28 protein-coding genes and 4 tRNA genes are annotated in these 22,860 nt (G+C 70.7%); 21 read left to right on the top strand and 11 right to left on the bottom strand.

The window, feature by feature from the left end; all coding sequences use genetic code 11:
• Positions 1–191: 191 nt before the first annotated feature.
• The gene (locus AB0G01_RS07830) at positions 192–953 is read right to left on the bottom strand and encodes an enoyl-CoA hydratase (protein ID WP_360940851.1); all 762 of its coding nucleotides are present in this window, start codon (positions 951–953) and stop codon (positions 192–194) included.
• A gap of 24 nt (positions 954–977) precedes the next feature.
• The gene (locus tag AB0G01_RS07825) at positions 978–1,418 is read right to left on the bottom strand and encodes an Lrp/AsnC family transcriptional regulator (protein ID WP_360940849.1); all 441 of its coding nucleotides are present in this window, start codon (positions 1,416–1,418) and stop codon (positions 978–980) included.
• A 75-nt stretch (positions 1,419–1,493) separates the two neighbouring features.
• On the opposite strand from AB0G01_RS07825, the gene ddaH reads away from it, so the two are divergent.
• Positions 1,494–2,372, top strand: coding sequence for a dimethylargininase (ddaH, locus tag AB0G01_RS07820; protein ID WP_360940847.1), 879 nt, complete (start codon positions 1,494–1,496; stop codon positions 2,370–2,372).
• Between the two features lie 201 nt (positions 2,373–2,573).
• Complete coding sequence (locus tag AB0G01_RS07815) at positions 2,574–2,717, top strand: hypothetical protein (protein WP_360940845.1); 144 nt, start codon at positions 2,574–2,576, stop codon at positions 2,715–2,717.
• 92 nt (positions 2,718–2,809) lie between these two features.
• Here the strand turns inward: AB0G01_RS07815 and AB0G01_RS07810 are convergent, their stop codons facing one another.
• Positions 2,810–3,847 carry a LysR family transcriptional regulator gene (locus AB0G01_RS07810; protein WP_360940843.1) on the bottom strand — a complete coding sequence of 346 codons (1,038 nt, stop codon included), beginning with the start codon at positions 3,845–3,847 and terminating at the stop codon, positions 2,810–2,812.
• A 242-nt stretch (positions 3,848–4,089) separates the two neighbouring features.
• Here AB0G01_RS07810 and nuoB point away from each other — a divergent pair, with 242 nt between their 5' ends.
• Genes nuoB through htpX form a run of 4 tightly spaced genes read left to right on the top strand, consistent with a single transcriptional unit; the run spans position 4,090 to position 6,422 of the window.
• Positions 4,090–4,509, top strand: a complete 420-nt coding sequence (gene nuoB, locus AB0G01_RS07805; RefSeq protein WP_041315569.1) for an NADH-quinone oxidoreductase subunit NuoB — start codon at positions 4,090–4,092, stop codon at positions 4,507–4,509.
• Entirely contained in the window at positions 4,506–5,075 is a 570-nt protein-coding gene (locus AB0G01_RS07800) for an NADH-quinone oxidoreductase subunit C (RefSeq protein WP_360940841.1), read from the top strand. The genes nuoB and AB0G01_RS07800 overlap by 4 nt, the downstream gene beginning before the upstream one ends.
• A complete protein-coding gene (locus AB0G01_RS07795) occupies positions 5,068–5,544 on the top strand; it encodes a 4Fe-4S binding protein (protein WP_360940839.1) in 477 nt (158 codons plus the stop codon). The genes AB0G01_RS07800 and AB0G01_RS07795 overlap by 8 nt, the downstream gene beginning before the upstream one ends.
• Positions 5,545–5,564: 20 nt before the next feature.
• Positions 5,565–6,422 (top strand): zinc metalloprotease HtpX, encoded by an 858-nt coding sequence (gene htpX, locus AB0G01_RS07790; RefSeq protein ID WP_360940837.1) that lies wholly within the window; start codon positions 5,565–5,567, stop codon positions 6,420–6,422.
• On the opposite strand, the gene rfbA is transcribed toward htpX, so the two are convergent.
• Positions 6,419–7,291: a glucose-1-phosphate thymidylyltransferase RfbA gene (gene rfbA / locus AB0G01_RS07785; protein WP_360940835.1), complete on the bottom strand. Its 873-nt coding sequence runs from the start codon at positions 7,289–7,291 to the stop codon at positions 6,419–6,421. The genes htpX and rfbA overlap by 4 nt on opposite strands.
• Positions 7,288–7,779, bottom strand: a complete 492-nt coding sequence (locus AB0G01_RS07780; RefSeq protein ID WP_360940833.1) for a YajQ family cyclic di-GMP-binding protein — start codon at positions 7,777–7,779, stop codon at positions 7,288–7,290. Before AB0G01_RS07780 ends, rfbA begins: the two co-directional genes overlap by 4 nt.
• A gap of 122 nt (positions 7,780–7,901) precedes the next feature.
• Between AB0G01_RS07780 and AB0G01_RS07775 the strand changes: the two genes are divergently transcribed.
• Together AB0G01_RS07775 and AB0G01_RS07770 are read left to right on the top strand one after the other, a co-directional pair.
• Positions 7,902–7,984: transfer RNA gene (locus tag AB0G01_RS07775), tRNA-Tyr, on the top strand.
• Positions 7,985–8,254: 270 nt separating this feature from the next.
• Positions 8,255–9,199, top strand: a complete 945-nt coding sequence (locus AB0G01_RS07770) for an HNH endonuclease signature motif containing protein (RefSeq protein WP_360940831.1) — start codon at positions 8,255–8,257, stop codon at positions 9,197–9,199.
• A gap of 318 nt (positions 9,200–9,517) precedes the next feature.
• Here the strand turns inward: AB0G01_RS07770 and AB0G01_RS07765 are convergent, their stop codons facing one another.
• Positions 9,518–9,760 carry a hypothetical protein gene (locus AB0G01_RS07765; RefSeq protein WP_360940829.1) on the bottom strand — a complete coding sequence of 81 codons (243 nt, stop codon included), beginning with the start codon at positions 9,758–9,760 and terminating at the stop codon, positions 9,518–9,520.
• 270 nt (positions 9,761–10,030) lie between these two features.
• Between AB0G01_RS07765 and AB0G01_RS07760 the strand changes: the two genes are divergently transcribed.
• The gene (locus tag AB0G01_RS07760; protein ID WP_360940827.1) at positions 10,031–10,585 is read left to right on the top strand and encodes a hypothetical protein; all 555 of its coding nucleotides are present in this window, start codon (positions 10,031–10,033) and stop codon (positions 10,583–10,585) included.
• Here AB0G01_RS07760 and AB0G01_RS07755 read toward each other — a convergent pair.
• Entirely contained in the window at positions 10,582–11,379 is a 798-nt protein-coding gene (locus AB0G01_RS07755) for a GNAT family N-acetyltransferase (protein WP_360940825.1), read from the bottom strand. The genes AB0G01_RS07760 and AB0G01_RS07755 overlap by 4 nt on opposite strands.
• Positions 11,380–11,402: 23 nt before the next feature.
• Here AB0G01_RS07755 and AB0G01_RS07750 point away from each other — a divergent pair, with 23 nt between their 5' ends.
• The 7 genes from AB0G01_RS07750 to AB0G01_RS07720 all read left to right on the top strand — a co-directional run bounded on the left by AB0G01_RS07750 (position 11,403) and on the right by AB0G01_RS07720 (position 16,400).
• Positions 11,403–12,170, top strand: coding sequence for a PhzF family phenazine biosynthesis protein (locus tag AB0G01_RS07750; protein WP_360940823.1), 768 nt, complete (start codon positions 11,403–11,405; stop codon positions 12,168–12,170).
• Between the two features lie 175 nt (positions 12,171–12,345).
• Positions 12,346–14,949, top strand: a complete 2,604-nt coding sequence (locus AB0G01_RS07745) for an EAL domain-containing protein (protein ID WP_360940821.1) — start codon at positions 12,346–12,348, stop codon at positions 14,947–14,949.
• Positions 14,950–15,024: 75 nt separating this feature from the next.
• Positions 15,025–15,100 (top strand) — tRNA-Thr (locus tag AB0G01_RS07740).
• 46 nt (positions 15,101–15,146) lie between these two features.
• A tRNA-Met gene (locus AB0G01_RS07735) sits at positions 15,147–15,219 on the top strand.
• 79 nt (positions 15,220–15,298) lie between these two features.
• Entirely contained in the window at positions 15,299–15,463 is a 165-nt protein-coding gene (gene rpmG, locus AB0G01_RS07730; RefSeq protein WP_015105301.1) for a 50S ribosomal protein L33, read from the top strand.
• Positions 15,464–15,534: 71 nt separating this feature from the next.
• A complete protein-coding gene (locus tag AB0G01_RS07725; protein WP_360940819.1) occupies positions 15,535–15,984 on the top strand; it encodes a MaoC family dehydratase N-terminal domain-containing protein in 450 nt (149 codons plus the stop codon).
• The gene (locus AB0G01_RS07720; RefSeq protein WP_360940817.1) at positions 15,981–16,400 is read left to right on the top strand and encodes a MaoC family dehydratase; all 420 of its coding nucleotides are present in this window, start codon (positions 15,981–15,983) and stop codon (positions 16,398–16,400) included. The genes AB0G01_RS07725 and AB0G01_RS07720 overlap by 4 nt, the downstream gene beginning before the upstream one ends.
• A gap of 46 nt (positions 16,401–16,446) precedes the next feature.
• Here the strand turns inward: AB0G01_RS07720 and AB0G01_RS07715 are convergent, their stop codons facing one another.
• From AB0G01_RS07715 to AB0G01_RS07705, 3 genes are all read right to left on the bottom strand, one after another.
• Entirely contained in the window at positions 16,447–16,857 is a 411-nt protein-coding gene (locus AB0G01_RS07715) for an MmpS family transport accessory protein (RefSeq protein ID WP_360940815.1), read from the bottom strand.
• A 164-nt stretch (positions 16,858–17,021) separates the two neighbouring features.
• Positions 17,022–17,648 carry an MmpS family transport accessory protein gene (locus AB0G01_RS07710; protein WP_360940813.1) on the bottom strand — a complete coding sequence of 209 codons (627 nt, stop codon included), beginning with the start codon at positions 17,646–17,648 and terminating at the stop codon, positions 17,022–17,024.
• A gap of 149 nt (positions 17,649–17,797) precedes the next feature.
• Positions 17,798–19,042, bottom strand: coding sequence for a pyridoxal phosphate-dependent aminotransferase (locus tag AB0G01_RS07705; protein ID WP_360940811.1), 1,245 nt, complete (start codon positions 19,040–19,042; stop codon positions 17,798–17,800).
• A gap of 184 nt (positions 19,043–19,226) precedes the next feature.
• On the opposite strand from AB0G01_RS07705, the gene AB0G01_RS07700 reads away from it, so the two are divergent.
• The 5 genes from AB0G01_RS07700 to rplA all read left to right on the top strand — a co-directional run bounded on the left by AB0G01_RS07700 (position 19,227) and on the right by rplA (position 21,950).
• Positions 19,227–19,299: transfer RNA gene (locus AB0G01_RS07700), tRNA-Trp, on the top strand.
• Positions 19,300–19,343: 44 nt separating this feature from the next.
• A complete protein-coding gene (gene secE, locus AB0G01_RS07695; protein WP_360940809.1) occupies positions 19,344–19,757 on the top strand; it encodes a preprotein translocase subunit SecE in 414 nt (137 codons plus the stop codon).
• 74 nt (positions 19,758–19,831) lie between these two features.
• Positions 19,832–20,650 (top strand): transcription termination/antitermination protein NusG, encoded by an 819-nt coding sequence (gene nusG / locus AB0G01_RS07690; protein ID WP_360940807.1) that lies wholly within the window; start codon positions 19,832–19,834, stop codon positions 20,648–20,650.
• 78 nt (positions 20,651–20,728) lie between these two features.
• Entirely contained in the window at positions 20,729–21,163 is a 435-nt protein-coding gene (gene rplK, locus AB0G01_RS07685) for a 50S ribosomal protein L11 (protein WP_184689328.1), read from the top strand.
• 70 nt (positions 21,164–21,233) lie between these two features.
• Positions 21,234–21,950 (top strand): 50S ribosomal protein L1, encoded by a 717-nt coding sequence (gene rplA, locus AB0G01_RS07680; RefSeq protein ID WP_360940805.1) that lies wholly within the window; start codon positions 21,234–21,236, stop codon positions 21,948–21,950.
• 76 nt (positions 21,951–22,026) lie between these two features.
• Here the strand turns inward: rplA and AB0G01_RS07675 are convergent, their stop codons facing one another.
• Positions 22,027–22,782, bottom strand: coding sequence for a hypothetical protein (locus tag AB0G01_RS07675; protein WP_360940803.1), 756 nt, complete (start codon positions 22,780–22,782; stop codon positions 22,027–22,029).
• Positions 22,783–22,860: the final 78 nt, after the last annotated feature.

The following is a 22,860-nucleotide window of genomic DNA, read 5'->3' as shown; positions in this document are numbered from 1 at the left end:
GCAAGTCGCCCCTCCCCACCGCGAGGGTAGTCGTGCCCACGCACGGGCCGGTTTCTCCTGTACCACTCTGCGGGACAGTTCGTCCCACCTGGTGTGACAAGGGCCGACCAGGCGGAAAACTCCGCATTTTTGGCGGTACCCGGTAGTAACTGTTACCCGAAGTTACGAGTATTTGGTGGTGCTGCCCGGGTTCACGGACGCCCGCTGATCCGGGCTTTCATCGCGGCCAGCTTGGCCGCGAACTCCGGCGTGGCGATCGAGGCGACCTGCGGTGTGAGCTCGGTGTCCACGGCGTCCGCGTGGGCGTCCAGGGTCGCCGTCGTCCGCATCGTGGACTTGATGGTGCGGACCAGGTCGCGCGGGCCTTCGGCCGAAGCCCCGGCCAACTCGACGGCCGAGGCCACCAGCTCGTCGTGCCCGCCGTCCACCCGGTCCCAGGCCAGGCCCAGCCGGACCGCCGCGTCGGCGTCCAGGACCTGCCCGAACAACGTCATCGCCGTCGCCGTCTGCGGGCCGACCAGGCGGTGCAGCATCCACGTCATCCCGCCGCCGGGGTGGATGCCGAGCTGGAGGAAGCGCGCGTCGAACCGCGCCTTCGGCCCGGCCAGCCGGACGTCGCAGGCCAGCGCGAGGTTCAGCCCCGCACCCACCGCCGCGCCGCCGACGGCCGCGATCGTCGGCAGGGCGCAGTCCGCCACCGCGAGGAACCCGGCGTAGATGCGCCGCAGCCCCTCTTCCCGGGCCGCGCCCAGCGCCGTCAGATCCGCACCCGCGCAGAACGCCGGGGGAGCACCCGTGACCACCACGGCGTGGACGTCGGCATCCCGCTCGCAGGTCTTGACGGCCGCGACGAGCTGGTCGGACAGGTCGAGCGTCAACGCGTTGCGCCGCTCCGGGTCGTGCACGGTGATCACACCGACCCGGTCGGAACGCTCCAGCAGCACCTCGGACATGGGCGCGACTCTAGGGCGCGGGCGTCACGGGGTCGGCGGTCGGTCGAGCAGGCGGGAGAGCACGACCGTCGAGACCGTCCGGTCGATGATCTCGACGGCGCGCAGGCGCTCCAGGGCGGTCTCCAGGTGGTGGATGTTGGCCGCGCGGAGGTGGACGATCGCGTCGGCCGCTCCGGACACCGTGTAGGCGGCCATCACCTCGGCCATCGGCTCCAGCCGCTGCCGGATGTCGTGGGGTGCCACGTTGCCCCGGCAGTGCACCTCCACGAAGGCCTCCGTGCCCCATCCGAGCTGCTCAGGGTCCACGACGGCGGTGAAGCCGCGCAGCACGCCGGTGTCCAGCAGCTTGTCCACCCGGCGCTTCACCGCCGGGGCCGAGAGACCGACCTCCTTGCCGATGTCGGCGTAGCTGGAGCGGGCGTTGGCCATCAGGCACGAAATGATTCGCTGGTCGATCGAGTCCACACGCAACATTCTGCACCAACAAACGCAAGTCTGCGGCGTTGTTCGATGGTCTGAAGGCAATTTACCCTTCGATCCATGACCTCGGTTTCCCTCCTCGGCCCCGGCGATGAGCCGATCGTGCTGGGCGTCACCACCCCCGCCCGCCCGGTGCGCGTGCCGACCACCCGCCGGTACCTCATGTGCCCGCCGGAGTACTTCACGGTGGAGTACGCCATCAACCCGTGGATGGACCCGACGAAACCGATCAGCACGGAGCTGGCGGTCGAGCAGTGGACCGCGCTGAAGGACGCCTACGAGCGCCTGGGCCACCGCGTGGACCTGATCGAGCCCGTCCCGGGCCTGCCGGACATGGTCTTCGCGGCCAACTCGGGCACCGTCGTCGACGGCCAGGTTCTCGGTTCGCGGTTCCGCGCCGCCCAGCGCGTCCCGGAAGCCGACCACTTCCGCCGGTGGTTCCTGGCGAACGGCTACCGGTCCGTGGTGATGCCGGAGCGCACGAACGAAGCCGAGGGCGACTTCACCTGGACCGGTCGGTACCTGCTGGCCGGCACGGGCTTCCGCACCGACCCCCTGGCGCACTCGGAGGCGCAGGAGGTCCTGGGCGTCCCGGTGATCTCGCTCCAGCTCGTCGACCCGAGGTACTACCACCTCGACGTGGCCCTGTTCGTGCTGGCGGACGACCTGGTCGCGTACTACCCGGAGGCGTTCTCCCCGGGCTCCCGCAAGGTCCTGCGCCGGCTGTTCCCGGACGCCGTCATCGCGACCGCCGAGGACGCCGCGCACCTGGGCCTCAACGCCGTCTCCGACGGCCGGAACGTGATCCTCCCGGTGGAGGCCACCGACCTGGCCGACCAGATCGCCCGCCGGGGCTTCGAGCCGGTCTTCGTGGACATCTCCGAACTCCGCAAGTCGGGTGGCGGCCCGAAGTGCTGCACGATGGAGATCCGGGACTGAGCGGCCCTGCCCTCGGTCCAGGTGGTGCGCCGGTCGACGAGCGTCGTGGGGATGCCGAGCTGGCCCCGGCCGCGCCCACTTACCAGGGATCGCGGTAGAGCTGTGGCCTGTCACCCGTTGGGTTGATCGGGCTGGCGGGTCGGGCCGGGACAGTGCTCCGATCGACGGCACTCGCTGTCGACCAAGGTAGGGAGCCGCGCCATGAACGACCTCGAAGACCGGGTGCCTTCGCCTCAGCCGCAACCGGAGGAGGACCGGGTGGAACGCGACCAGACGGAGGTCGCCCCGCAGCTCACCGGCTTGCAGTGGCTGGTGCGGCAGGCTCAGCGGCAGCGCGAGAGCTAGGCCGCGCCGGGCCCGTCCGCCCGTGCGGGCGGGCCCGGGGGCGCACCGGGTGGCCCCGGCATCCGGGTGAAATCCCGACGGCGGGGGACGGCTCAGTCGGAGACCTCGCGCTGGAAGGCCGCCCACAGCAGGTTCAGCGGGTGGTCGGCCGGGAACTTGGCCCGCTCCTCCTTGCGCGCGAACACCCCCACCAGCCGCTCCAGCACCGGTTTGCGGTCGTTCTTCAGCTCCACCACGCGCAGTCCCGACCCCTCGCGCAGCTCGTTGTTCGCCGCCACCACGCCCAGGCCGGAGGTGACGATCATGCAGCCCTCGACCAGCCCCGACCGCAGCAGCGACATCCCGTACTGGATCTCGTCGATCTCCGCCGCGATGTCCAGCTCGTTGCGGTAGTCCGGCCCGAACCAGCCGCGCAGGAACTCCGCGATCAACCCGTCGCCCGGCACGACCAGCGGCAGCTTCGGCAACTCCCCGGTGCCGACGCTGGCCCCCAACCGGTGCTCGGGCAGGTTCGTGAGCAGCGCCAACCCGCCGCGCCGCCACTCGATCACGTCGAAGTCGACGAAGTCCGACCCGCCGCCCGCCGGGGTCACCACCGATCCGCAGACGATGTCGACCTCCTTGCTCTCCAGCTTGTGCCAGATGTCCTTCGTCCGGATGTGCACCACCTTCAGCTCGACGTCGCGCCGGCGGAAGTCGTCCGCCACGTGGTGCCACGCCTTCGCGAGCGAGTCCAGCATGAACCGCGTGGTGCCCACGGTGAGCGTGGTGCCGAGCTTGCGCCGGCACTCGTGAATCGAATCCAGCCAGTCGCCCAGCGTCTCCTTCGCCAATTGCACCAACGCTTCCCCGGTCGGGGTGACGAGGACGTCTTTTCCCCGTCCCTGCTTGACGACCAGGGGCTCCCCGCAGAGCGCCTTGAAGTTGCGGTTCAGCGTGTCGACCTGCTTCTGGACGCTCGACTGCTCACGGCCGAGCACCCGCGCGGCGCGCAGTGCCGAGCGCGTCTCGTGCACCGCGATCAACGTCCTGAGCTGGTCCAACGTCGTGTCCAGCAGCAGTGGCGGGGTGTGCAGGAGCCTGCTGAGCTGGTTGCCCACGGGGAGCAGCAGCCGGGCCGAGGTGGACATCGGGGCCTCTCGGGTCGGGGCTAGGTGATCTACCGATTAGTTGTACTGAACTTGACCACAGTTTGCCGTGAAATTATCCGTAGATCTTGACCGGTTTCCCTGGACAGGTATACGCGATCCGTAAGAGACTTCTGCCGCAACCAGGTGCGAGTTCGCCTGGGAGCAATCAGGGGGAGTATTGGGGGGTTGGGGGCCCGCCGGGCGTGCGCCGGGCGGGCCTCCACGTATTAACCTCATCCGGTGTGACGGTTTCCACGCTCGACTGGGGCACGACGTACCGGGTCACCGTGCTCGACCTCGGACTGGCCTGCTGCGGCGTCGAGGTCATGGCCGCTCTCGAAGGCGACCGGCCGCACGACCTCGCGGCGCTGGGGGTGGACGTGGCGCACGCCGCGGGCGAGGCCCACGTGCTCGTCGTCTCCGGCACGGTCACCGATGTCATGCTGCCCGCCGTGATCGCCACCTACCAGGAGATGCCGGAACCGCGTTACGTGCTGTCCGTCGGCGCGTGCAGCAACACCGGCGGCCCGTACTGGGACTCCTACAGCGTGACCAAGGGCATCGACCAGGTCCTCCCGGTGCACGTCGCCGTGCCCGGCTGCCCGCCCCGCCCCGAGGCGCTGCTCGACGGCCTCGCCGCGCTCCACCGGCTCGTGTCGTGACCGCCGCGTCCGCCGAACTCGCCGCGCTGGTCCCGCGATCGCGGGCGACGACCGCGTTCGGGCAGACCACCGCGCACGTCGACGTCGAGCACTGGCTCGCCGCCGCCCGGCACGCGCGCGACGAGCTCGGCTGCGCCGCGTTCGACTGGCTCGGCGTCGAGGACGCCGGCCGGCCAGGCGCGTCCGGTCTGCGGCACGCGGTGTTCCTGCACGTCGTCGAGCCCGGGACCCGCCTGGGCCTGCTGCTGCGCACCGAGGTCGGCGACGAGCCGCTGCCCAGCGTGGCGGGGCTGTGGGCGGGCGCGGCGTGGCACGAGCGGGAGGCCGCCGAGATGTTCGGCATCGCCCTGGCCGAGCCCGCGCCGCACCTGCTGCTGCCCGACGCGTTCGCGGGCCACCCGCTGCGCAAGGACTTCGTGCTGGCCTCCCGCGTGGTGCGCCCCTGGCCGGGCCGCCTCGAACCCGGCGAGGACGGCACGTCCGCGCCCAGCCGCCGGCGCACCGCGCCGCCCGGCGTGCCCGACCCCTCGTGGGGGCCCCGACGTGAAGGGGGGAACGGTGCCTGACCTGCCGCCCCGCACCCGCGGTGTGATCGCGCTGCTGGAAGCCAACTGCACGGTGTGCATGATCTGCGCGCGCGAGTGCCCCGACTGGTGCATCCACATCGACTCGCACACCGAGACCGAGCAGCAGCCCGGCTCGGCGCGGCCCCGCGCGCGCAACGTGCTCGACCGGTTCGCCATCGACTACGGGCAGTGCCTGTACTGCGGGATCTGCGTCGAGGCGTGCCCGTTCGACGCCCTGCACTGGGCCCCCGACTTCTCCTACCCCGGCACCGGCACCCCGACCGGGGGCGGCGCGGTCGCCGAACTCGTCCACGAGCGGGACGTCCTGGGCACGTGGGTGGCCCACGTGCCGCCGCCGCCCGCCCTGGACCCGGCCGCCGAAGCCGCCCCGGAGAACGCCGCCGGCCGCCCGGCACGGGGGGGTTCCGGAACCCCTGGACGTCCCGGGACGTTGAGGGGGAGGACGTAAGGCACCGGAGGCGAAGCAACGTGCACAAGCACTACAACGGGTTGAAGACCGCGTTGCTGCTCGGCGCGATGAGCGCGCTGATCATCGGGATCAGCTCGTTGTTCGGGCGGACCGCCCTGGTCATCGGCGCGCTGCTGGCGCTCGGGGTGAACGCGTACGCGTACTTCAACTCCGACAAGCTCGCGCTGCGGGCCATGCGGGCGCGCCCGGTGTCCGAGGTCGAGCAGCCGGCGATGTACCGGATCGTGCGGGAACTGGCGATGGCGGCCCGCCGGCCGATGCCCCGGCTCTACCTCAGCCCCACGGCCGCGCCGAACGCCTTCGCGACCGGCCGCAACCCGCGCAACGCGGCGGTGTGCTGCACGACCGGGATCTTGGAGCTGCTCGACGAGCGCGAGTTGCGCGCGGTGCTCGGGCACGAGCTCTCGCACGTGTACAACCGCGACATTCTCATCTCGTGCGTCGCGGGCGCGCTGGCCGCCGCGGTGGGCACGCTGGCGAACCTGGCCATCTTCGCGGGCGTCTTCGGCGGTGACGACGAGGAGCGCCCCAACCCGGTCACGCTGCTGCTGGTCGCGGTCCTCGGCCCCGTCGCGGCGGTCATCGTGCGGCTGGCGGTCAGCCGGTCCCGCGAGTACCAGGCCGACGCGTCCGGCGCGGAGCTCACCGGCGACCCGCTCGCGCTCGCCTCGGCGCTGCGCAAGCTGGAGCACGGCACCCAGGCCGCGCCGCTGTCCCCGGAACCCGCCGTGGTGGCCCAGTCGCACCTGATGATCGCGTCGCCGTTCCGGGCGGGGGAGAACCTGTCCAGGCTGTTCTCCACCCACCCGCCGATCGCCGACCGGGTGCGCCGGCTGGAGGAGCTCGCGCGCTCCTAGCGGGCCTCGCGAGCCACGTTCATCAGGTACTGGCCGTAGCCGGACTTGGCGAGCTTCTCGCCCAGCGCGTAGCACTCGTCCGCGCTGATGTAGCCCATCCGCAACGCGATCTCCTCCGGGCACGCGATCCGCACGCCCTGGCGGTGCTCCAGCACCTGGACGAACTGGCCGGCTTCGAGCAGCGAGTCGTGCGTCCCGGTGTCCAGCCACGCGAAACCGCGCCCCAGGTCCACCAGTTGGGCCCGGCCCTCCCGCAGGTAGGCGAGGTTCACGTCGGTGATCTCCAGCTCGCCGCGCGCCGACGGCTTCAGGCCGCGCGCGATGTCCACGACCTGGTTGTCGTAGAAGTACAGGCCGGTGATCGCCTTGTTCGACTTCGGCTTGGCGGGCTTCTCCTCGATGGAGACCAACCGGCCGTCCGCGTCGACCTCGCCCACGCCGTAGCGCTCGGGGTCGCGCACCGGGTAGCCGAACAGCACGCAGCCGTCCAGCGCCGCCGCGTGGTGCTGGAGGACGCGGGAGAAGCCCTGGCCGTAGAAGATGTTGTCGCCCAGGACCAGGGACACGTCGTCGTCGCCGACGAAGTCCGCGCCGATGACGAACGCCTCGGCCAGCCCGTTCGGCTGGGCCTGCTCGGCGTAGGAGATCCGCAGGCCGAACTGCGAGCCGTCGCCGAGCAGCCGGCGGAACAGCGGCAGGTCGATCGGCGTCGAGATGAGCAGCACGTCCCGGATGCCCGCGAGCATCAGCACCGACAGCGGGTAGTAGATCATCGGCTTGTCGAACACCGGCAGCAACTGCTTGGACACCGCCTGGGTGATCGGGTGCAGCCGCGTGCCGCTCCCGCCCGCCAGGATGATGCCCTTCACCGGTAGTTGGTGAACTGGAGGGCGACCCCGAAGTCGTTGCCCTTCAGCAGGGCGATGACGTCCTGGAGGTGGTCCTTCTTCTTGCCGGAGATGCGCAGCTGATCGCCCTGGATCTGCGCCTGGACGCCCTTGGGTGCCTCGTCGCGGATCTTCTTGGCGATCTCCTTGGCCTTCTCCGAGGAGATGCCCTGCACCAGGGTGCCGGTGACCTTGAACACCTTGCCGGAGAGGACGGGGTCGCCGATCTCGAAGGCCTTCATCGAGATGCCGCGCTTGACCAGCTTCTCCTGGAAGACGTCGATCGCCGCGCGGCAGCGCTCCTCCGTCCCGGACTGGAAGGTGATCGCCTCCTCGCCCGCCCAGGACACCTCGCTGCCGGTGCCCCGGAAGTCGAAGCGCGTGCTCAGCTCCTTGGCGGCCTGGTTGAGCGCGTTGTCGACCTCCTGCCGGTCGACCTTGCTCACCACGTCGAACGACGGGTCTGCCACGTGCCGGTACCTCCGCTTAGGTGGGTCTGGAACCGCCCGGGAGCCTACCGGGGTATCCCGGTTGCAGGGTGCCCCGCGGGCTTATGTATTGTCTCCTCCGCACCCGGTGATGCCGGGCGCGAGGCGGGTTGCCCGAGCGGCCAATGGGAGCGGACTGTAAATCCGTCGGCTTACGCCTACGTAGGTTCGAATCCTACACCCGCCACACCCGGGAAAGCCCCCGTGACCTGGTACTACAGGTCGCGGGGGCTTTCTCGTGCGCGCGGTCGGACGACTCGCGGCGCAGCCCCGCGCGTCGAATGCCCGAGGAAGCCGCTGCCCTGCACGGAGTCCGCCCTGGATGTGCGTGCGGGCGTCGGCGCGACCCGCGCGGGGGCGAGGCGCAGGCCCATCGGAGCAGCGACCCCGCGCGCGATGTGCCGAGTCGACGTCTTGGTTCGATAGGTGCAGCACTCATGTGGCGCAGGAGGTAGGTATGCGGACTTGGGCTTTTCTGTCGGTTGGTGATGAACGTCACTTTCAGGGCAACGCTGGCTATCCGGATGTACTGGAGTCCTACTACGTCTACGACTCACCGGTCACCTACGCCGACAAGGTCGAGGTCGGAGATCTGGTGTTCATCCGCAACCGCGATTGGGTGCTCGGATCCGCGGTCATCCAGCGGATCGAGGTCGAGCACGGCGCCGAATCGGTCCGGCGGCGGTGTCCGGGTTGTGGCGACGCGAGCTTCAAGCAGCGCAAGAAGCTCAAGCCGAGGTACCTGTGCCTGAAGTGCCGGAACGAGTTCGACCACCCGACCGTGGAACCGCTCTTGGTCACCCGCCGCATCGCGCACTACGAGACGACCTGGCACGCCTTCGAGGAGCCGTTCGCGGTCGTAGATTTGAGGCGGGCTGCCGCCAACGAGTCGAAGCAGCAGTCGATCAGCCCGCTCAAGCGCAGCGTGCTGGAGGAACTGATGGCAGAGCGCCTGTTGGAGCTCCCCGAGCCGCCGGACACCGAAGCCGTCGACCCCTCGCCGGGCGGAGGGCACCAACGGCGTCTGGTGAACGTGCGGAATGGGCAGGGTCAGTACCGGGCGCTGCTGCTGGCGGAGTTCGGCGAGTCCTGCGCGATCACGGGGCCGTGTCCGAAGGTGGCTCTGCACGCCGCACACCTCAGGGCGTTCGCTGTGCACAAGAAGCACAACGTGCGGGAAGGTCTGCTGCTCCGCGCCGACATCCACCAGCTGTTCGACGCCGGGCAGATGGCCATCGACCCCGCCTCGCTGACGATCCGCGTCGCGCCCGAATTGGCCGGCTACTCGACTTACGGCGATCTGGAAGGGCGCAGCCCCGCCATTCCCGTCCCGGTGCACGACACCCTGCATGACGCGTTGCGCGATCACTTTGTGCAGGCATCGGCTACGTGGGACAGCTGATGTTCGAGCTCGTCGCGTACGCCGCCAGTGCCATGTCACGACATCAGGGCGATGCCGTCAGGTGCCTGGTGTTGCCGTCGTCGGGCGAGCACAGCGATCCACACGACCGTCGGTGGGTGTGGGAACGGGGCGTGGGTGTGGAGCGGCGAGCGCGAGATGCGGATCGGTTGCCGCGCCGGCGTTGTCTCGGGCCTGCGCACGTCCGTCCTCAGGCGAGTGGGCCCCGTTCAAGATGAGGCCGACGCGCAAGCGCTTCCTCTCGCTTGCGTGCCGGCCTCACGATCACAGCATAACGCATGTCGAACGTATGTTCGAGGGTTACGCGATGGCGGCTCTTCCCTCGTCCGTCAGCTCCGCGTCCGACCGCTCGTCCAGCCCTACCGCGCGTCTGGCGCGCAGCAGACCGGCGTGCACCAGGTCGTGGGTCGCCATCCGGTCGCAGCACGGCAGGCCGTCGACGTAGAGGTCCGGTTCCCTCCCGCCGGACAGCTCGCCCCTGCCTGCGGCCACGGCGCGCAACATCGCTTTGGCCCTGCCGGAGAGTTCCTTCGCAATGGTCATGGCGACCCCCTCGCCCGTCCTTCCGGTACCCCTCGTTCCTGTAGGAGGCCTCGACCCGACCACTGAGTACCGCCCGAACGGGTGGTTCACCGCCGCCGGAGCGGGGTCGTCGCCCCCACCTTCCCCCGCGCCGCCGTTCGGATCACGCCGCCACGCCGATCGGCTGGGCTGTTCAGTCCAACCGAAGTCCACCGACCTCTCGGCGCTGGGATCGCGCCGGCCGCCGTTGTCCCGACGCCGCGTCGCCCCGCGAGGCCGAGACTCGAACCCATGAGTGAACTCTGGACCGTCCTGCCCGTCCTCGCCGCCGGTGTCGTCGGCGTCGTTCTCGGAGCCCTCCTCCGGGGCGCGGTCGGGCGCGGGGCGGGCGGACGCCGGGTGGGCGGACGCCGGCCGCGGGCGGACCGGACGGCCGCCGAGGTCGCCGACCGCGACCGCCTGCGCGAACTGCGGCACGCCGCGGACGACCTTGAGTACGGCCTCAACACCGTGCTCGACTTCGGCCCGCTGGCCGCCTCCGAGCTCGGCTCCGTGGACCTGCCCGCCAAGCTCGACCGGATCGCCCGCACGAACGCCGTCGACCACGACACCCTCCGCGACCTGCGCGCCCATACCGAGCGCATCGCCCTGCACCCCTACCCGGAGCGGCGCGACCTGCTCACCGCCGTGCGCGAGGACGACGCGTCCGTCTGGCTCGTGCTCCGCGAGGCCGTGGGCAGCGGCGCGGCCCAGCACCAGGCGGCGACGCAGGCGCGCGAGGTGCTGGACGTCATCCGCGCCGGGCTGCGGGAGTCGGACGCGCGGGAGGAGCTCGTCGCGGTCTAGGCGAGCGCCGGGCGGCGCTGCCAAGTCGTCCACAGTGGACGGTAGCCGTGGGAGTACCAGAACGGCGTGGAGCGCGGGTTGGGCAGCGTGTGGTGCAACAGCGTCGACTCCACGCCGGCGTCCTCCAGCTCCTGGTGCGCACGGGCGGCGAGCGCGCTGCCCACGCCCGTGCTCCGCGCCGCCTCCGACACACCGAGCAGCGACAGGTACGCGATCTTCGACAAGCACGTCAGCGGCACCATGGGGTCCGAGTGCGGCGGCAGGTCGTAATACAGCACCCCGAGCGGCACGCCGTCGCGTTCGGCCACCCACGTGCCGGGGTCGTCCCACGTCATGCGCACCTCGACCTCCTCGCGCAGCCGGGCGGCGGTCGACGGCCGCTCGGTCACCATCCCGAACCGGCTGTCGTACCGGGCCGTCTCCAGGCTGAGCGCCGCCGCGAAGTCCACGTCCGCCTCCGTCGCCCGGCGCACCACCACGTCGGACGCCGGACGCCCGCCGGGCCGTCCGCCCCGGCGCACGGCGGTCACGAGCATCGGCGTGAACCCGTGCCGGGCCAGCACCTCGGCCGCCGCCACCGCCCGGCTGGGCACGGTCACCATCGCCGCCGTCTCCCGGTCGCCCGCGCCGGTCAGCTCCCAGCGCCGCAACTGCCCGTCCAGGTCGGCGTCGGGGTGCCACCGCAGGCTGTGCGTCCGCAGCGCGCCCCAGGTCGCGTACGCGTCATCGGCCGACAACTCGCGGAACGAGTACGGGTCGGCCACCGGCGGGAACGCGGGGAGCAACGGGTCCATGCCCGAAACGTAACCTGGTCCCCGTGCGAATCCACGTGGTCGACGCCTTCACCGACCGGGCGTTCGCGGGCAACCCCGCGGGCGTCGTGCTGCTCGACGAACCCGCCGACGACGCCTGGATGCAGTCCGTCGCGGCGGAGATGAAGCACGCCGAGACGGCGTTCGTGCGCCTCGTGGACGACGGACCGCTGCCGCTGCGCTGGTTCACCCCGGTCCGGGAGGTCGACCTGTGCGGCCACGCCACGCTGGCCGCCGCGCACGTGCTCGGCGGCGACCGCCGGTTCGCCACCCGCAGCGGCGTGCTCACCTGCACCGCCCGCGACGGCTGGGTGGAGATGGACTTCCCGGCCGACCCGGCCCGGCCGGTCGAGATCACCCCGCCGCTGCGCGCCGGCCTGCCGGGCGTGACGATCACCGCCGTCGCGCGGGCCGTGTCCGACGTGCTGGTGCAGGCGGCGTCCGCGACGGAGGTCCGCGCGCTGCGCCCCGACCTCGCCGCGCTGGGCGAGGTCCCCGGTCGCGGGGTGATCGTCACCGCGCCCGGCGACCGACCCGGGCTGGACGTCGTGAGCCGCTGCTTCTACCCGTCCTACGGGGTTCCGGAGGACCCCGTGACCGGTTCCGCGCACTGCACGCTGGCCTCCTGGTGGACGCCGAGGCTGGGTCGCGCCGAGCTCCTCGCCGAGCAGGCGTCGCCCCGTGGCGGGCAGGTCCGGACGACCTTGGCCGGTGATCGCGTGCGGCTCGCGGGCCAGGCGGTGACGGTGCTGGCAGGAGAGCTGATCGTGTGAGCCGTTCTGTTACTTCTCGTGGTAATCGGCTTATCGACCTGCCATTTCGTCGCCCAACCGGGGTACATTGGCACCCCTGGAGGGGTCTCGGTCGGTGTTCGGGACCCCTCAGTCACGCCCGGAGCTCGTAGGCCGCAACCCGGCCGTGCGCGACGACGGCCGACGAGGAGGCTGGATGTCCGACCACGCGTCGGCCACGGTGCCGAGCGCGCCGACCCGGTCCACGAACCGCGCGTTCAGCGTGTTCGCGGTCCTGCTCCTCGCGGCGGGCGCGCTGTCCGCGTTCGCCGTCGGCACGTGGCTCCCGAAGGACGACGACCGGTTCGAGCTGCTGTGGGCCGGACCGCTGCTCGTGGTCGGGTTCCTGCTCGCCGAGCAGCTCGCCATCAACGTCGACGTCCGCAGTGGCGTGGCCTGGACGATCTCCTTCACCGAGATCCCGCTCGTGCTCGGCCTGCTCGTCGCGCCGTTCGAGGTCGTGCTCGCCGCGCACGTGGTCGCGGGCGTCGGCACCCTGCTCGGCAGGCGCGTGCTGGACCGCGCCGTCTACAACGCCGGCCTGATGTTCATGGAGATCTCGGTCGCCTTCGCGGTCGCCCACTCCGTGAAGGAGTTCGTCGGCGACGACGGGCCGTTCTGGGCGGGCGCGTTCCTCGGCACCATCGCCGTGCCGCTGCTGGCCAGCGTGCTCGGTCTGACCGCGCTGCGGTTGATGGGCAAGGGCATGCGGGTCGCGCCGAGCCTGCGCCTGGTGCTCCAGACGCTGGTCGTGGCGCTGCTCAACACCTCCGCTGGCCTGGCCGGCTACGAGATCGCGACCAAGGCCCCCTGGGGCGGGCTGCTGATCGCCCTGGTGTTCGCCGGCATCACCGCCATCTACCTGGCGTACTCCGGTCTGCTGCGCGAGCAGCGCGACCTGGAGGCGCTCAGCGAGGTCTCCCTGCGGGTGGCCCGGTCCGGCCGGCACGCCACCGGCCCGCGCGGCGCGTCCGCCGAGGACGGCGACGGGCAGGCCGAGGACGACGAGTGGCAGCTCATCGCCGAGCGGATCCGCGAGCAGCTCAACGCCAACCGCGTGGTGCTCCGGCTGCGCACCGACCCGCAGGCACCGATGCGGATGCTCGTCGCGGGCGAGCCGCTGCCGCACGGGATGCGCCGCGACGACCCGCGCCAGCTCCGCGAAGACGCCATGCTGCAACTGCCCGGCTCGCAGGTGCGGTACTTCCGCGTCGTCGACGCCGGCGAGGACGTGTCCGAGGCCCTGGCCCGCCGGGACGCGCAGGAAGCGCTGGTGGTGCCGCTGCGCGGCGCGACCCAGCTCCTCGGCGCGGTCGAGGTGCACGACCGGCTCAGCCGGTGGCGCGGCTTCGGCAAGGCCGACCTCCAGCTCCTGCGCACCCTGGCCAGCCACCTGTCGACCGCCGTGGACAACCGCCGGCTGCTCGCCCGGCTGCGCCACGACGCCTACCACGACCCGTTGACCGGCCTGCTCAACCGGCCGGGCTTCCGGGAGGCCGGGCACGAGCCGGTGCGGCAGGCCGGCACGTCGGTCGTCGTGCGGATCGACCTGGACGTGCTCTCGACCGTGTCCGACGCGCTCGGCCAGGCGTGGGGCAACCGGATGGTGGTCGCCGCCGGCCGCCGGCTGCGCGACGAGCTCGGTCCCGAGGTGCCGCTGGCCAGGCTGGAGGGCAGCGCGTTCGCCGCGCTGCTGCTGGACCGGCAGGCCGAGCGGATCCGGGAGATCGCCGAGCGGCTGCGCACCGCGCTGTCGGTGCCCTACCCGGTGGACCGGCTCACCGTCGAGGCCGGGGCGGTCGTCGGCTGGGCGTCCACCGCGAACTGCGAGATCGAGGACCCCGACCCGGACGCGCTGCTCCAGCGCGCCGACGTGGCGGTCCGGGCGACCAGCGAGGCCGAGCCGCTGCGGGCGTACGCGCCGTCGATGGGCCAGATCTTCCTGCGCCGCTTCCAGTTGGTGACCCAGTTCCGGTCGGCGCTGGAGAACGGCCAGGTGTCGGTGCACTACCAGCCCAAGGTCGCGCTGCCGAGCAGGCAGGTGGTCGGCGCGGAGGCGCTGGTGCGCTGGAAGCACCCGGAGTTCGGCCGGGTCGACCCGGACGAGTTCGTGCCCGCCGTCGAGGCCACCGGCCTGGTCGACGTGCTGACCGACTTCGTGATGGACAAGGCCCTGGAACGGGTGCGCGGGTGGCTCGACCGCGGGCTGCGGATGTCCATCGCGGTGAACCTGTCGGTGCGGACGCTGGCCGACGAGGAGTTCCCGGACCGGGTGGCCGCCGCGCTGGTCAAGCACGAGGTGCCGCCGGAGCTGCTCACGTTCGAGCTGACCGAGTCCGGGGTGATGGCCGACCCGGAACGGGCGCTGCCCGTGCTGCGGCGGCTGCACACCATGGGCGTCGTGCTGGCCGTGGACGACTTCGGCACCGGCTACTCGTCGCTGGCCTACCTGCGGCAGCTCCCGGTGGACGAGGTCAAGATCGACAAGTCGTTCGTGCTCGGCATGGGCACCGACCTCGGCGACATGGCCGTGGTGCGGTCGATCGTCGAGCTGGGCCACTCGCTGAGCCTGATCGTGGTGGCCGAGGGCGTCGAGGACGACGCCGCCCGCGACCAGCTCGTGGCGATGGGCTGCGACGTGGCGCAGGGCTACCTGATCTCCCGGCCGCTGTCCGAGGAGCGCTTCGAAGCGTGGCTGCGGGCGCGGACGGTGCAGGTCAGGGGTGCCCGGGATGAGACGGTACTCACCCTCGTGCACTGACCGGCCCCCCGGATTTCACTCTCGCGGGGAGGTTGTGTAGAGTTCTACTCGCTCCGCAAGGAACGCAAAGAGCAGGCCCCTTTAGCTCAGTCGGCAGAGCGTCTCCATGGTAAGGAGAAGGTCTACGGTTCGATTCCGTAAAGGGGCTCCACGACTTGGCCGCGGTGCACAAGCATCAGCGGCTGGTTGTCGTGCAAAGCGGTGTAGCTCAGTTGGTAGAGCAAGCGGCTCATAATCGCTGTGTCGCCGGTTCAAGTCCGGCCACCGCTACTCGTAGTTCGATCCCCGCCAGGCGGTAAGCCCGTACTGGACGTTCCGGGGTACGCGCGCTCTGTGAAAGGCAAGGACCGTGGCTGCAACCGACGTACGCCCCAAGATCACCCTCGCGTGCGAGGAGTGCAAGCACCGGAACTACATCACCAGGAAGAACCGGCGCAACGACCCGGACCGCCTGGAGATCAAGAAGTTCTGCCCGAACTGCAAGACCCACCGGGCGCACAAGGAAACCCGCTAGGGTTCCCGCAGCCGTTCCGACGAGGCCCGTCCCCGCACCAGGGGGCGGGCCTCGTCGCGTAACCTGCTCCGGTGCCTCTCGACCAGTCGTTCACCGGCCGCGCGTACCCGCCCTCACCGCCCTACGAAGTCGGCCGCGAGAAGATCCGCGAGTTCGCCGACGCCCTCGGTGAGACCAGCCCGGTGCACCGCGACCCGGAGGCCGCCCGCGCTGCCGGGTACCGCGACGTCATCGCGCCGCCCACGTTCGCGATCATCGTGTCGTTGAAGGCCAACGACGTCCTGGTGGACGACCCCGAGCTGGGCCTGGACTACACGCGCGTCGTGCACGGCGACCAGACGTTCCACCACGTGCGCCCGATCACCGCCGGCGACCGGCTCGTGGTCGAACTGCACGTGGACGGCGTCACCTCGCGGATGGGCAACGACATGCTCGCCCTCCGCGCCGAGATCAGCACCGAAGAGGGCGAGCCGGTGTGCACCGGCCGCTGCACCCTCGTGGTCCGTGGGGAGGACGCGTGATCCGCGCCGCCGAGGTGTCCGTGGGCGACGAGCTGCCGCCGCTGGCGCTGCGCATCACCCGGGCCGACCTGGTCCGCTACGCCGGTGCGTCCGGCGACCTGAACCCGATCCACTGGAGCGAGCGGTTCGCCACCGGCGTGGGCCTGCCCGGCGTCATCGCGCACGGGATGCTCACCATGGGCCTGGCCGGCCGGATCGTCACCGAGTGGGCCGGCGACCCCGGCGCGGTCGTGGAGTACGGCGTCCGCTTCGGGCGGCCCGTCCCGGTGCCCGACGACGACGAGGGCGCGCTCGTGGAGGTCACCGGCAAGGTCACCAAGGTCCTGGAGGACGGGACCTTCAAGGTCAACGTGACGGCCTCGTTCGAGGGCAGGTCGGTGCTCGGCGGCGCATCCGCCCGGGTCCGCCTGCCGTAGCCCGGCTCCCGGTGCGCGCCGGGCCGGTCCGGCGCGCGACCCCGGGTCAGAAACCCCCGCACAGGGCGCTGGTGAGCGCCCCGGTGGCGGTCGCGGAGCGGCGTTCGACGCCGTCCACGCCGACCTTGCAGCCCACCGAGCCGCCGGCCGGGCCGATCGTCACGGTGAACACGCCGTCGTGCACGTCGTCGCCCGCCACCCGCAGCTCCTGGTACCAGGGGAACGACGTCAGCTCGACCTCGCGGGTCGCGCTGCCGTTCCGGTCGAACGTCGAGTACGTGACGGTGGCACCGCCCGCCTCGCCGAAGACCTCGTAGACCACCACCGCCGGCTCGGCCGGTCTGGCGACCCAGAGGGCGAGCAGCAGCGCGCCCAGCACCAGCACGGCGGACCCGGTGATGACCGGCCACTTGCGGATCGGGCGTCCAGGGGGCTCCGGCAGGGAGGACTCCGTCATGCGCTGCTCTCCTCGGGCCAAGATCCATTGATCTGAACAGACCATCGTCGTGGTTCTTCCGACGGTTACTCTGTTCACCCGTAAGGACTACACGGCGTAGCGGGAGAAGGCCACTCCGGCGGGTGCGGAGGAGCGCCGGAGTGGCCAGGTCGAAGCAGAGCGGGTCAGAAGTTGCAGGCCGCCACGGCGGACGCCCCGGTCGCGGTCACGGTCTTCTTCTCCACGCCGTCCACGCTGATCTTGCAGGTCACCGAGCCGCCTTCGGGGCCGGTCATCGCGGAGAGACCGGCACCGCTGAGCAGGCCCGTCACGGTGACCTCCTTGGTCCACGGCAGCTTCGTGATCTCCTCCTTGTTGGAGGAGCTGTCGCCGCCGCTGTAGGTGGTGAACGTGGCGGACGCCCTGGCCGCGCTGCCGGTGATCTCGTAGACGACCCTGGACTCCTTGCCGGCCTGGCCCTTCAGGTCGTTCATCGACTGGGGGTCGTCGTTCAGCGCGTTGCCGAACACCGCCACCCAGAGCACGCAGACGACCAGGCCCGCCGCGGACAGCACGACGCCCGCGATCGCGAGCCCCCGGCCGCCGGACCGGCCCGCCCGCGCGATGCCCAGGCCGCCGAGCACCAGGCCGAGGATCACCAGCGGCCACGCGACCAGGCCGATCAGCGGGATGAAGCTGGTGGCCAAGCCGACCAGGCCGAGCACGAAGCCGGCGATGCCGAACCCGTTCCGCGGGGGAGCGGACGCGGCGTGTTGGTGGTGTTGCGTCGTCGGCGGTTGGGGTAAGGCCATGTGAGCTCCTCGGGGGGTTTCGGCTCGGTGAGCCGGGGTCGGACCATCGGGCAGCCGTACAAAGCGATTACGTTCGGTTACCGGGATGTGTCCGAAAACGACGAAAGGCACCCCCGGACGAGGGTGCCTTTCGAGGGGGTTGTGAATATTTACAACTTGATCTCGCCGAGCAGTTCCGCCATACGGGTGATGCCGGTCTTCAGGTCGTCGTCGCCGAGGGCGTAGGACAGCCGCAGGTAACCGGGCGTTCCGAAAGCCTCGCCGGGCACCACGGCCACCTCGGCGTGCTCCAGGATCAGCGCGGCGAGCTGCACCGTGTCGGTGATCTCCACGCCGCGCAGCACCTTGCCGAGCAACGGCTTCACCGACGGGTACACGTAGAACGCGCCCTTCGGCGTCGGGCAGTGCACGCCGGGGATGGCGTTGAGCAGGTCGACGATCGTCCGCCGCCGCCGGTCGAACGCCTCGCGCATCTCGTGCGCGGCGTCCAGCGGGCCGGACACGGCCTCCAGCGCGGCGCGCTGCGCCACGTTCGACACGTTCGACGTCAGGTGCGACTGGAGGTTCGCGGCGGCCTTGACCACGTCGGCCGGCCCGATCAGCCAGCCCACCCGCCAGCCGGTCATCGCGTAGGTCTTCGCCACGCCGTTGAGCACGATCGTGCGGTCCGCCATCGCGGGCACGGCCACCGGCAGAGACACCGACTCCGCGCCGTCGTAGACCAGGTGCTCGTAGATCTCGTCGGTGATCACCCACAGGCCGTGCTCCAGCGCCCACTCGCCGATCGCGGTGACCTGCTCGCGGGAGTACACCGCACCGGTCGGGTTGGACGGCGAGCACAGCAGCAGGACCTTGGTCCTCGGGGTCCGCGCGGCTTCGAGCTGGTCCACGGTCACCAGGTAGTCGGTCGCCTCGTCGGCGGTCACCTGCACCGGCACGCCGCCCGCGAGGGTGATCGCCTCGGGGTAGGTGGTCCAGTACGGCGCGGGCAGCAGCACCTCGTCACCCGGGTCCAGGACGGTCGCGAACGCCTGGTAGACGGCCTGCTTGCCGCCATTGGTGATCAGCACCTGCGAGGCGGGCACGGCGTACCCGGAGTCGCGCTCGGTCTTCTTCGCTACGGCTTCCCGCAGCTCGGGCAGGCCGGCGGCGGGGGTGTAGCGGTGGTTCCGCGGGTCGGTGCAGGCAGCCTGAGCAGCGGCGACGATGGCATCGGGGGTCGGGAAGTCGGGCTCGCCCGCACCGAAGCCGATCACCGGCCGCCCGGCCGCCTTCAGCGCCTTCGCCTTCGCGTCGACCGCCAGGGTGGCGGACTCGGCGATGCCGGAGATCCGCCGGGAGATCCTGGGGAGGTCGGAGGTGCCGGGGGCGGAGGTCGTCTCAGGTGAGGCCATGCCCCAATCGTGGCAGACGGCACAGCGGCGCAGCGCTCCGGCACCCCCTCTGACCGGGCCAGTTGGAAGGAGGGGCACCCGGTGCCGTATGCTTCGACTCCGGAACGTCCAGCCGCTGCCTCACGGGCCACGTGAGGAGAGTGGAAGACGTCCTCAGCCAGGGGTTCCCCACCGGGGATCCCAAAGGGGTGTAGCTCAACTGGCAGAGCAGCGGTCTCCAAAACCGCAGGTTGCAGGTTCAAGTCCTGTCGCCCCTGCGTCGAAGCACGACGTGCGATCGCGATGGTGAGCGGAGGACGGCATGAGCGAGGGCCGCGAGCAGGATCAGCCGGACGAGCGCGAGAGCGCGTCCCGGCCGGTCACCGCCGCAGCGCGTCGTGAGCGTCGGGGCTCCGCGCGCCCTGCGGGCCGCAAGGACTCCGCCGCACGTCCCGAGGCGAAGAAGTCGGCCGAGGTCGACTCCGACGACGCGGAGGACAAGAAGGGTCGTCCCACGCGAGCGCGGGATGACCAGGAGAAGCGCGTCGGGTTCTTCGCGAGGATCATCCGCTACGCCCGTGAGGTGGTCAGCGAGCTGCGGAAGGTCATCTGGCCGACCCGCAAGCAGATGATCACCTACACGTCGGTCGTGTTGGTCTTCGTGGCCTTCATGGTGGCGTTGGTGTTCGGCCTCGATTCGGCCTTCGCCTGGGGCGTGTTCAAGGTGTTCGCCTAGAGTCGGACACCCCGGCCGCCGCCCGCGGGCGGCGGCGGGAGCACGTGATGCATTGAAAGGAAGCGAGACCCACAGTGACCTCCGAGAACGGCGTTGACGCCCAGGAGCTGACCGACGAGCAGGACCTCGACCGTGGCGTCGAGGACGTCGAGCAGGACGAGGCGGCGGAGGACACCGAGGGCGTCACCGCCTCCGATCCCGACGACTCCGGCTCCGGCGACGAGGACGACCAGGCGGACGCCGAGGTCGACGTCGCCGCGCTCGACACGACGCCGATCGACGAAGAGCCCGCCGACCCGGCCGCCGAGATGCGCGAGGCGCTCAAGTACGCGCCCGGCGACTGGTACGTCGTGCACTCGTACGCGGGGTACGAGAACAAGGTCAAGACCAACCTCGAAACGCGCATCCAGACGCTCGACATGGAGGACTTCATCTTCCAGGTCGAGGTGCCGACCGAGGAAGTCACCGAGATCAAGAACGGCCAGCGCAAGCAGGTGCAGCGCAAGGTGCTGCCCGGCTACATCCTGGTCCGGATGGAGCTCAACGACGCCTCGTGGAGCGCGGTGCGCAACACGCCGGGCGTGACCGGGTTCGTCGGCGCGACCTCCAAGCCGTCGCCGCTCACCCTCGACGACGTGCTGAAGTTCCTGCTCCCGCAGGTCGAGCGGGAGAAGCCGACCGGGGGCAAGAAGTCCTCCGCGCCCACCAAGACGACCGTCGAGGTCGACTTCGAGGTCGGCGAGTCGGTCACCGTCATGGACGGCCCTTTCGCCACGCTGCCCGCGACGATCAGCGAGGTCAACGCGGACGGCCAGAAGCTGAAGGTCCTGGTGTCGATCTTCGGCCGCGAGACTCCGGTCGAGCTGTCGTTCAGCCAGGTCTCCAAGATCTGATCGGTCCCCCTGCGGGATCGGCAGCCACGCTGCGGCCGGCAGGGCCGCGCGCGGACACCGCAATAGAGGAATCACGAGATGCCACCCAAGAAGAAGAAGCTCGCAGCGGTCATCAAGCTGCAGATCAAGGCCGGGGCCGCGAACCCCGCGCCGCCGGTCGGCCCCGCGCTGGGTCAGCACGGCGTCAACATCATGGAGTTCTGCAAGGCGTACAACGCGGCGACCGAGTCGCAGCGCGGCACCGTGGTGCCCGTCGAGATCTCCGTGTACGAAGACCGCTCGTTCGACTTCAAGCTCAAGACCCCGCCGGCCGCGAAGCTGATCCTCAAGGCCGCCGGTGTCGAGAAGGGCAGCGGCGAGCCGCACCGCGTCAAGGTCGCGAAGGTGACCATGGACCAGGTGCGCGAGATCGCGCAGACCAAGATGGTCGACCTGAACGCGAACGACGTCGACCAGGCCGCGAAGATCATCGCGGGCACCGCCCGTTCCATGGGCATCACGGTCGAAGGCTGATTTTCCACCGAACTCCGTGGGAGAGCCGTCGCTTCGGCTCGTGACCACAACTGTTGGCTAAGGACAGAGAATGAAGCGCAGCAAGGCGTACAAGAACGCGGCTGAGCTGGTGGACCGGGAGCGGCTGTACACGCCGCTGGAGGCCGCCAAGCTCGCCAAGGAGACGTCCAAGGTCAAGCTGGACGCGACCGTCGAGGTCGCCATCCGCCTCGGCGTCGACCCCCGCAAGGCCGACCAGATGGTCCGCGGCACCGTGAACCTGCCGCACGGTACGGGCAAGACCGCCCGCGTGATCGTCTTCGCGACCGGTGACAAGGCCGCCGAGGCCGAGGCCGCCGGTGCGGACGCGGTCGGCTCGGAAGACCTGATCGCGCGCATCCAGGACGGCTGGTACGACTTCGACGCCGCGATCGCCACGCCGGACCAGATGGCGAAGGTCGGCCGCATCGCCCGCATCCTCGGCCCGCGCGGCCTGATGCCGAACCCCAAGACGGGCACCGTGACGCCGGACGTCACGAAGGCCGTGGCGGACATCAAGGGCGGCAAGATCAACTTCCGCGTCGACAAGCAGGCCAACCTGCACCTGGTCATCGGCAAGGTGTCGTTCGACCTGGAGAAGCTGGTCGAGAACTACGCCGCCGCGCTGGACGAGATCCTGCGTGTGAAGCCGTCCGCCGCGAAGGGCCGGTACCTGAAGAAGGTCACCGTCTCGACGACGATGGGCCCGGGCATCCTGGTCGACCCGAACCGCACCCGCAACCTGCTGACCGACGAAGCCACCGCCTGACCGGCTTCCTCCCAGCGCGAAAAAGCCCCTCGGCCTCCCGCCGAGGGGCTTTTCCCGTGTGCGGACCGGTTCGCGATCAGCCGGGACCGCAGCCGGCGGGCTCGGCCTTGTAGTCGGAGATGGCCCACCCCCCGCTCGGCTCCAGCTTCGTCAACTCGAACCAGCCGAGCCGGGGTCCGCCGTTCACCTTGAACTCGCAGGACGACACCCGCACCCGGGTCTCCTGGGTACCGGGGTCGTCGGGGTAGGCCTTCTCGTACTCGGCCAGGTTCGTGACCTGCTCGTGCAGCCGCCGGATGGCCGATTCGCAATCAGGAGCGCCGAACGCCTCGGCGAACTTCTTCTTGGCCGCCCCGTCGCGCGTGAACAGCAGGCAGCCCTGGTCGGGGGTATCCCGGCCCACGTGCTGGTACAGCCTGCCGACGGTGCCGTTCGCGTTCCACGGCGTCTTCGGGATTCGCGCCACCTGTTCCTGGCTGCCCTGGGCGCGGGGGTCGCTCTCTTCGTCGCTCGGGCCGAAGTAGTGGTCGTAGACGAGGGAGAGGATGAGCACCACCACCAGGAAGTAGATCAACCGCCGGAACGCCTTGCTGCCCAGCAAGATCCGCCACAGCGGTGTGCGCGGCGGCTTGGGCGGGGGTGCGACGGGCGGGACCGGTACCGGGACGGCCGGTGGCAGGGCGGGGGTGCCCGCGCCGGCGGGGAGGGCCGGGGTGCCCTGGCCCTGCTGGAAGCGCTGGAATTCCTGGAACCGTTGGAACTCCTGGAACTGCCTGAGCTGTTCCGGGTCGATGTCCGGGGGTGGCGGGTTCCTCGGGGGCTCTTCGGTCACAGGTCACATCATGCCGATTTGGAGCGCGCGGGACACATCCCGTACTGTCTGCGGTGGTTCTACCGAAGACCGCTGGTC

It is taken from the genome of Actinosynnema sp. NPDC023587 (genome assembly GCF_040640215.1).
Lineage (GTDB): Bacteria > Actinomycetota > Actinomycetes > Mycobacteriales > Pseudonocardiaceae > Actinosynnema.
This window is presented reverse-complemented; position numbering and strand designations above follow the sequence as displayed.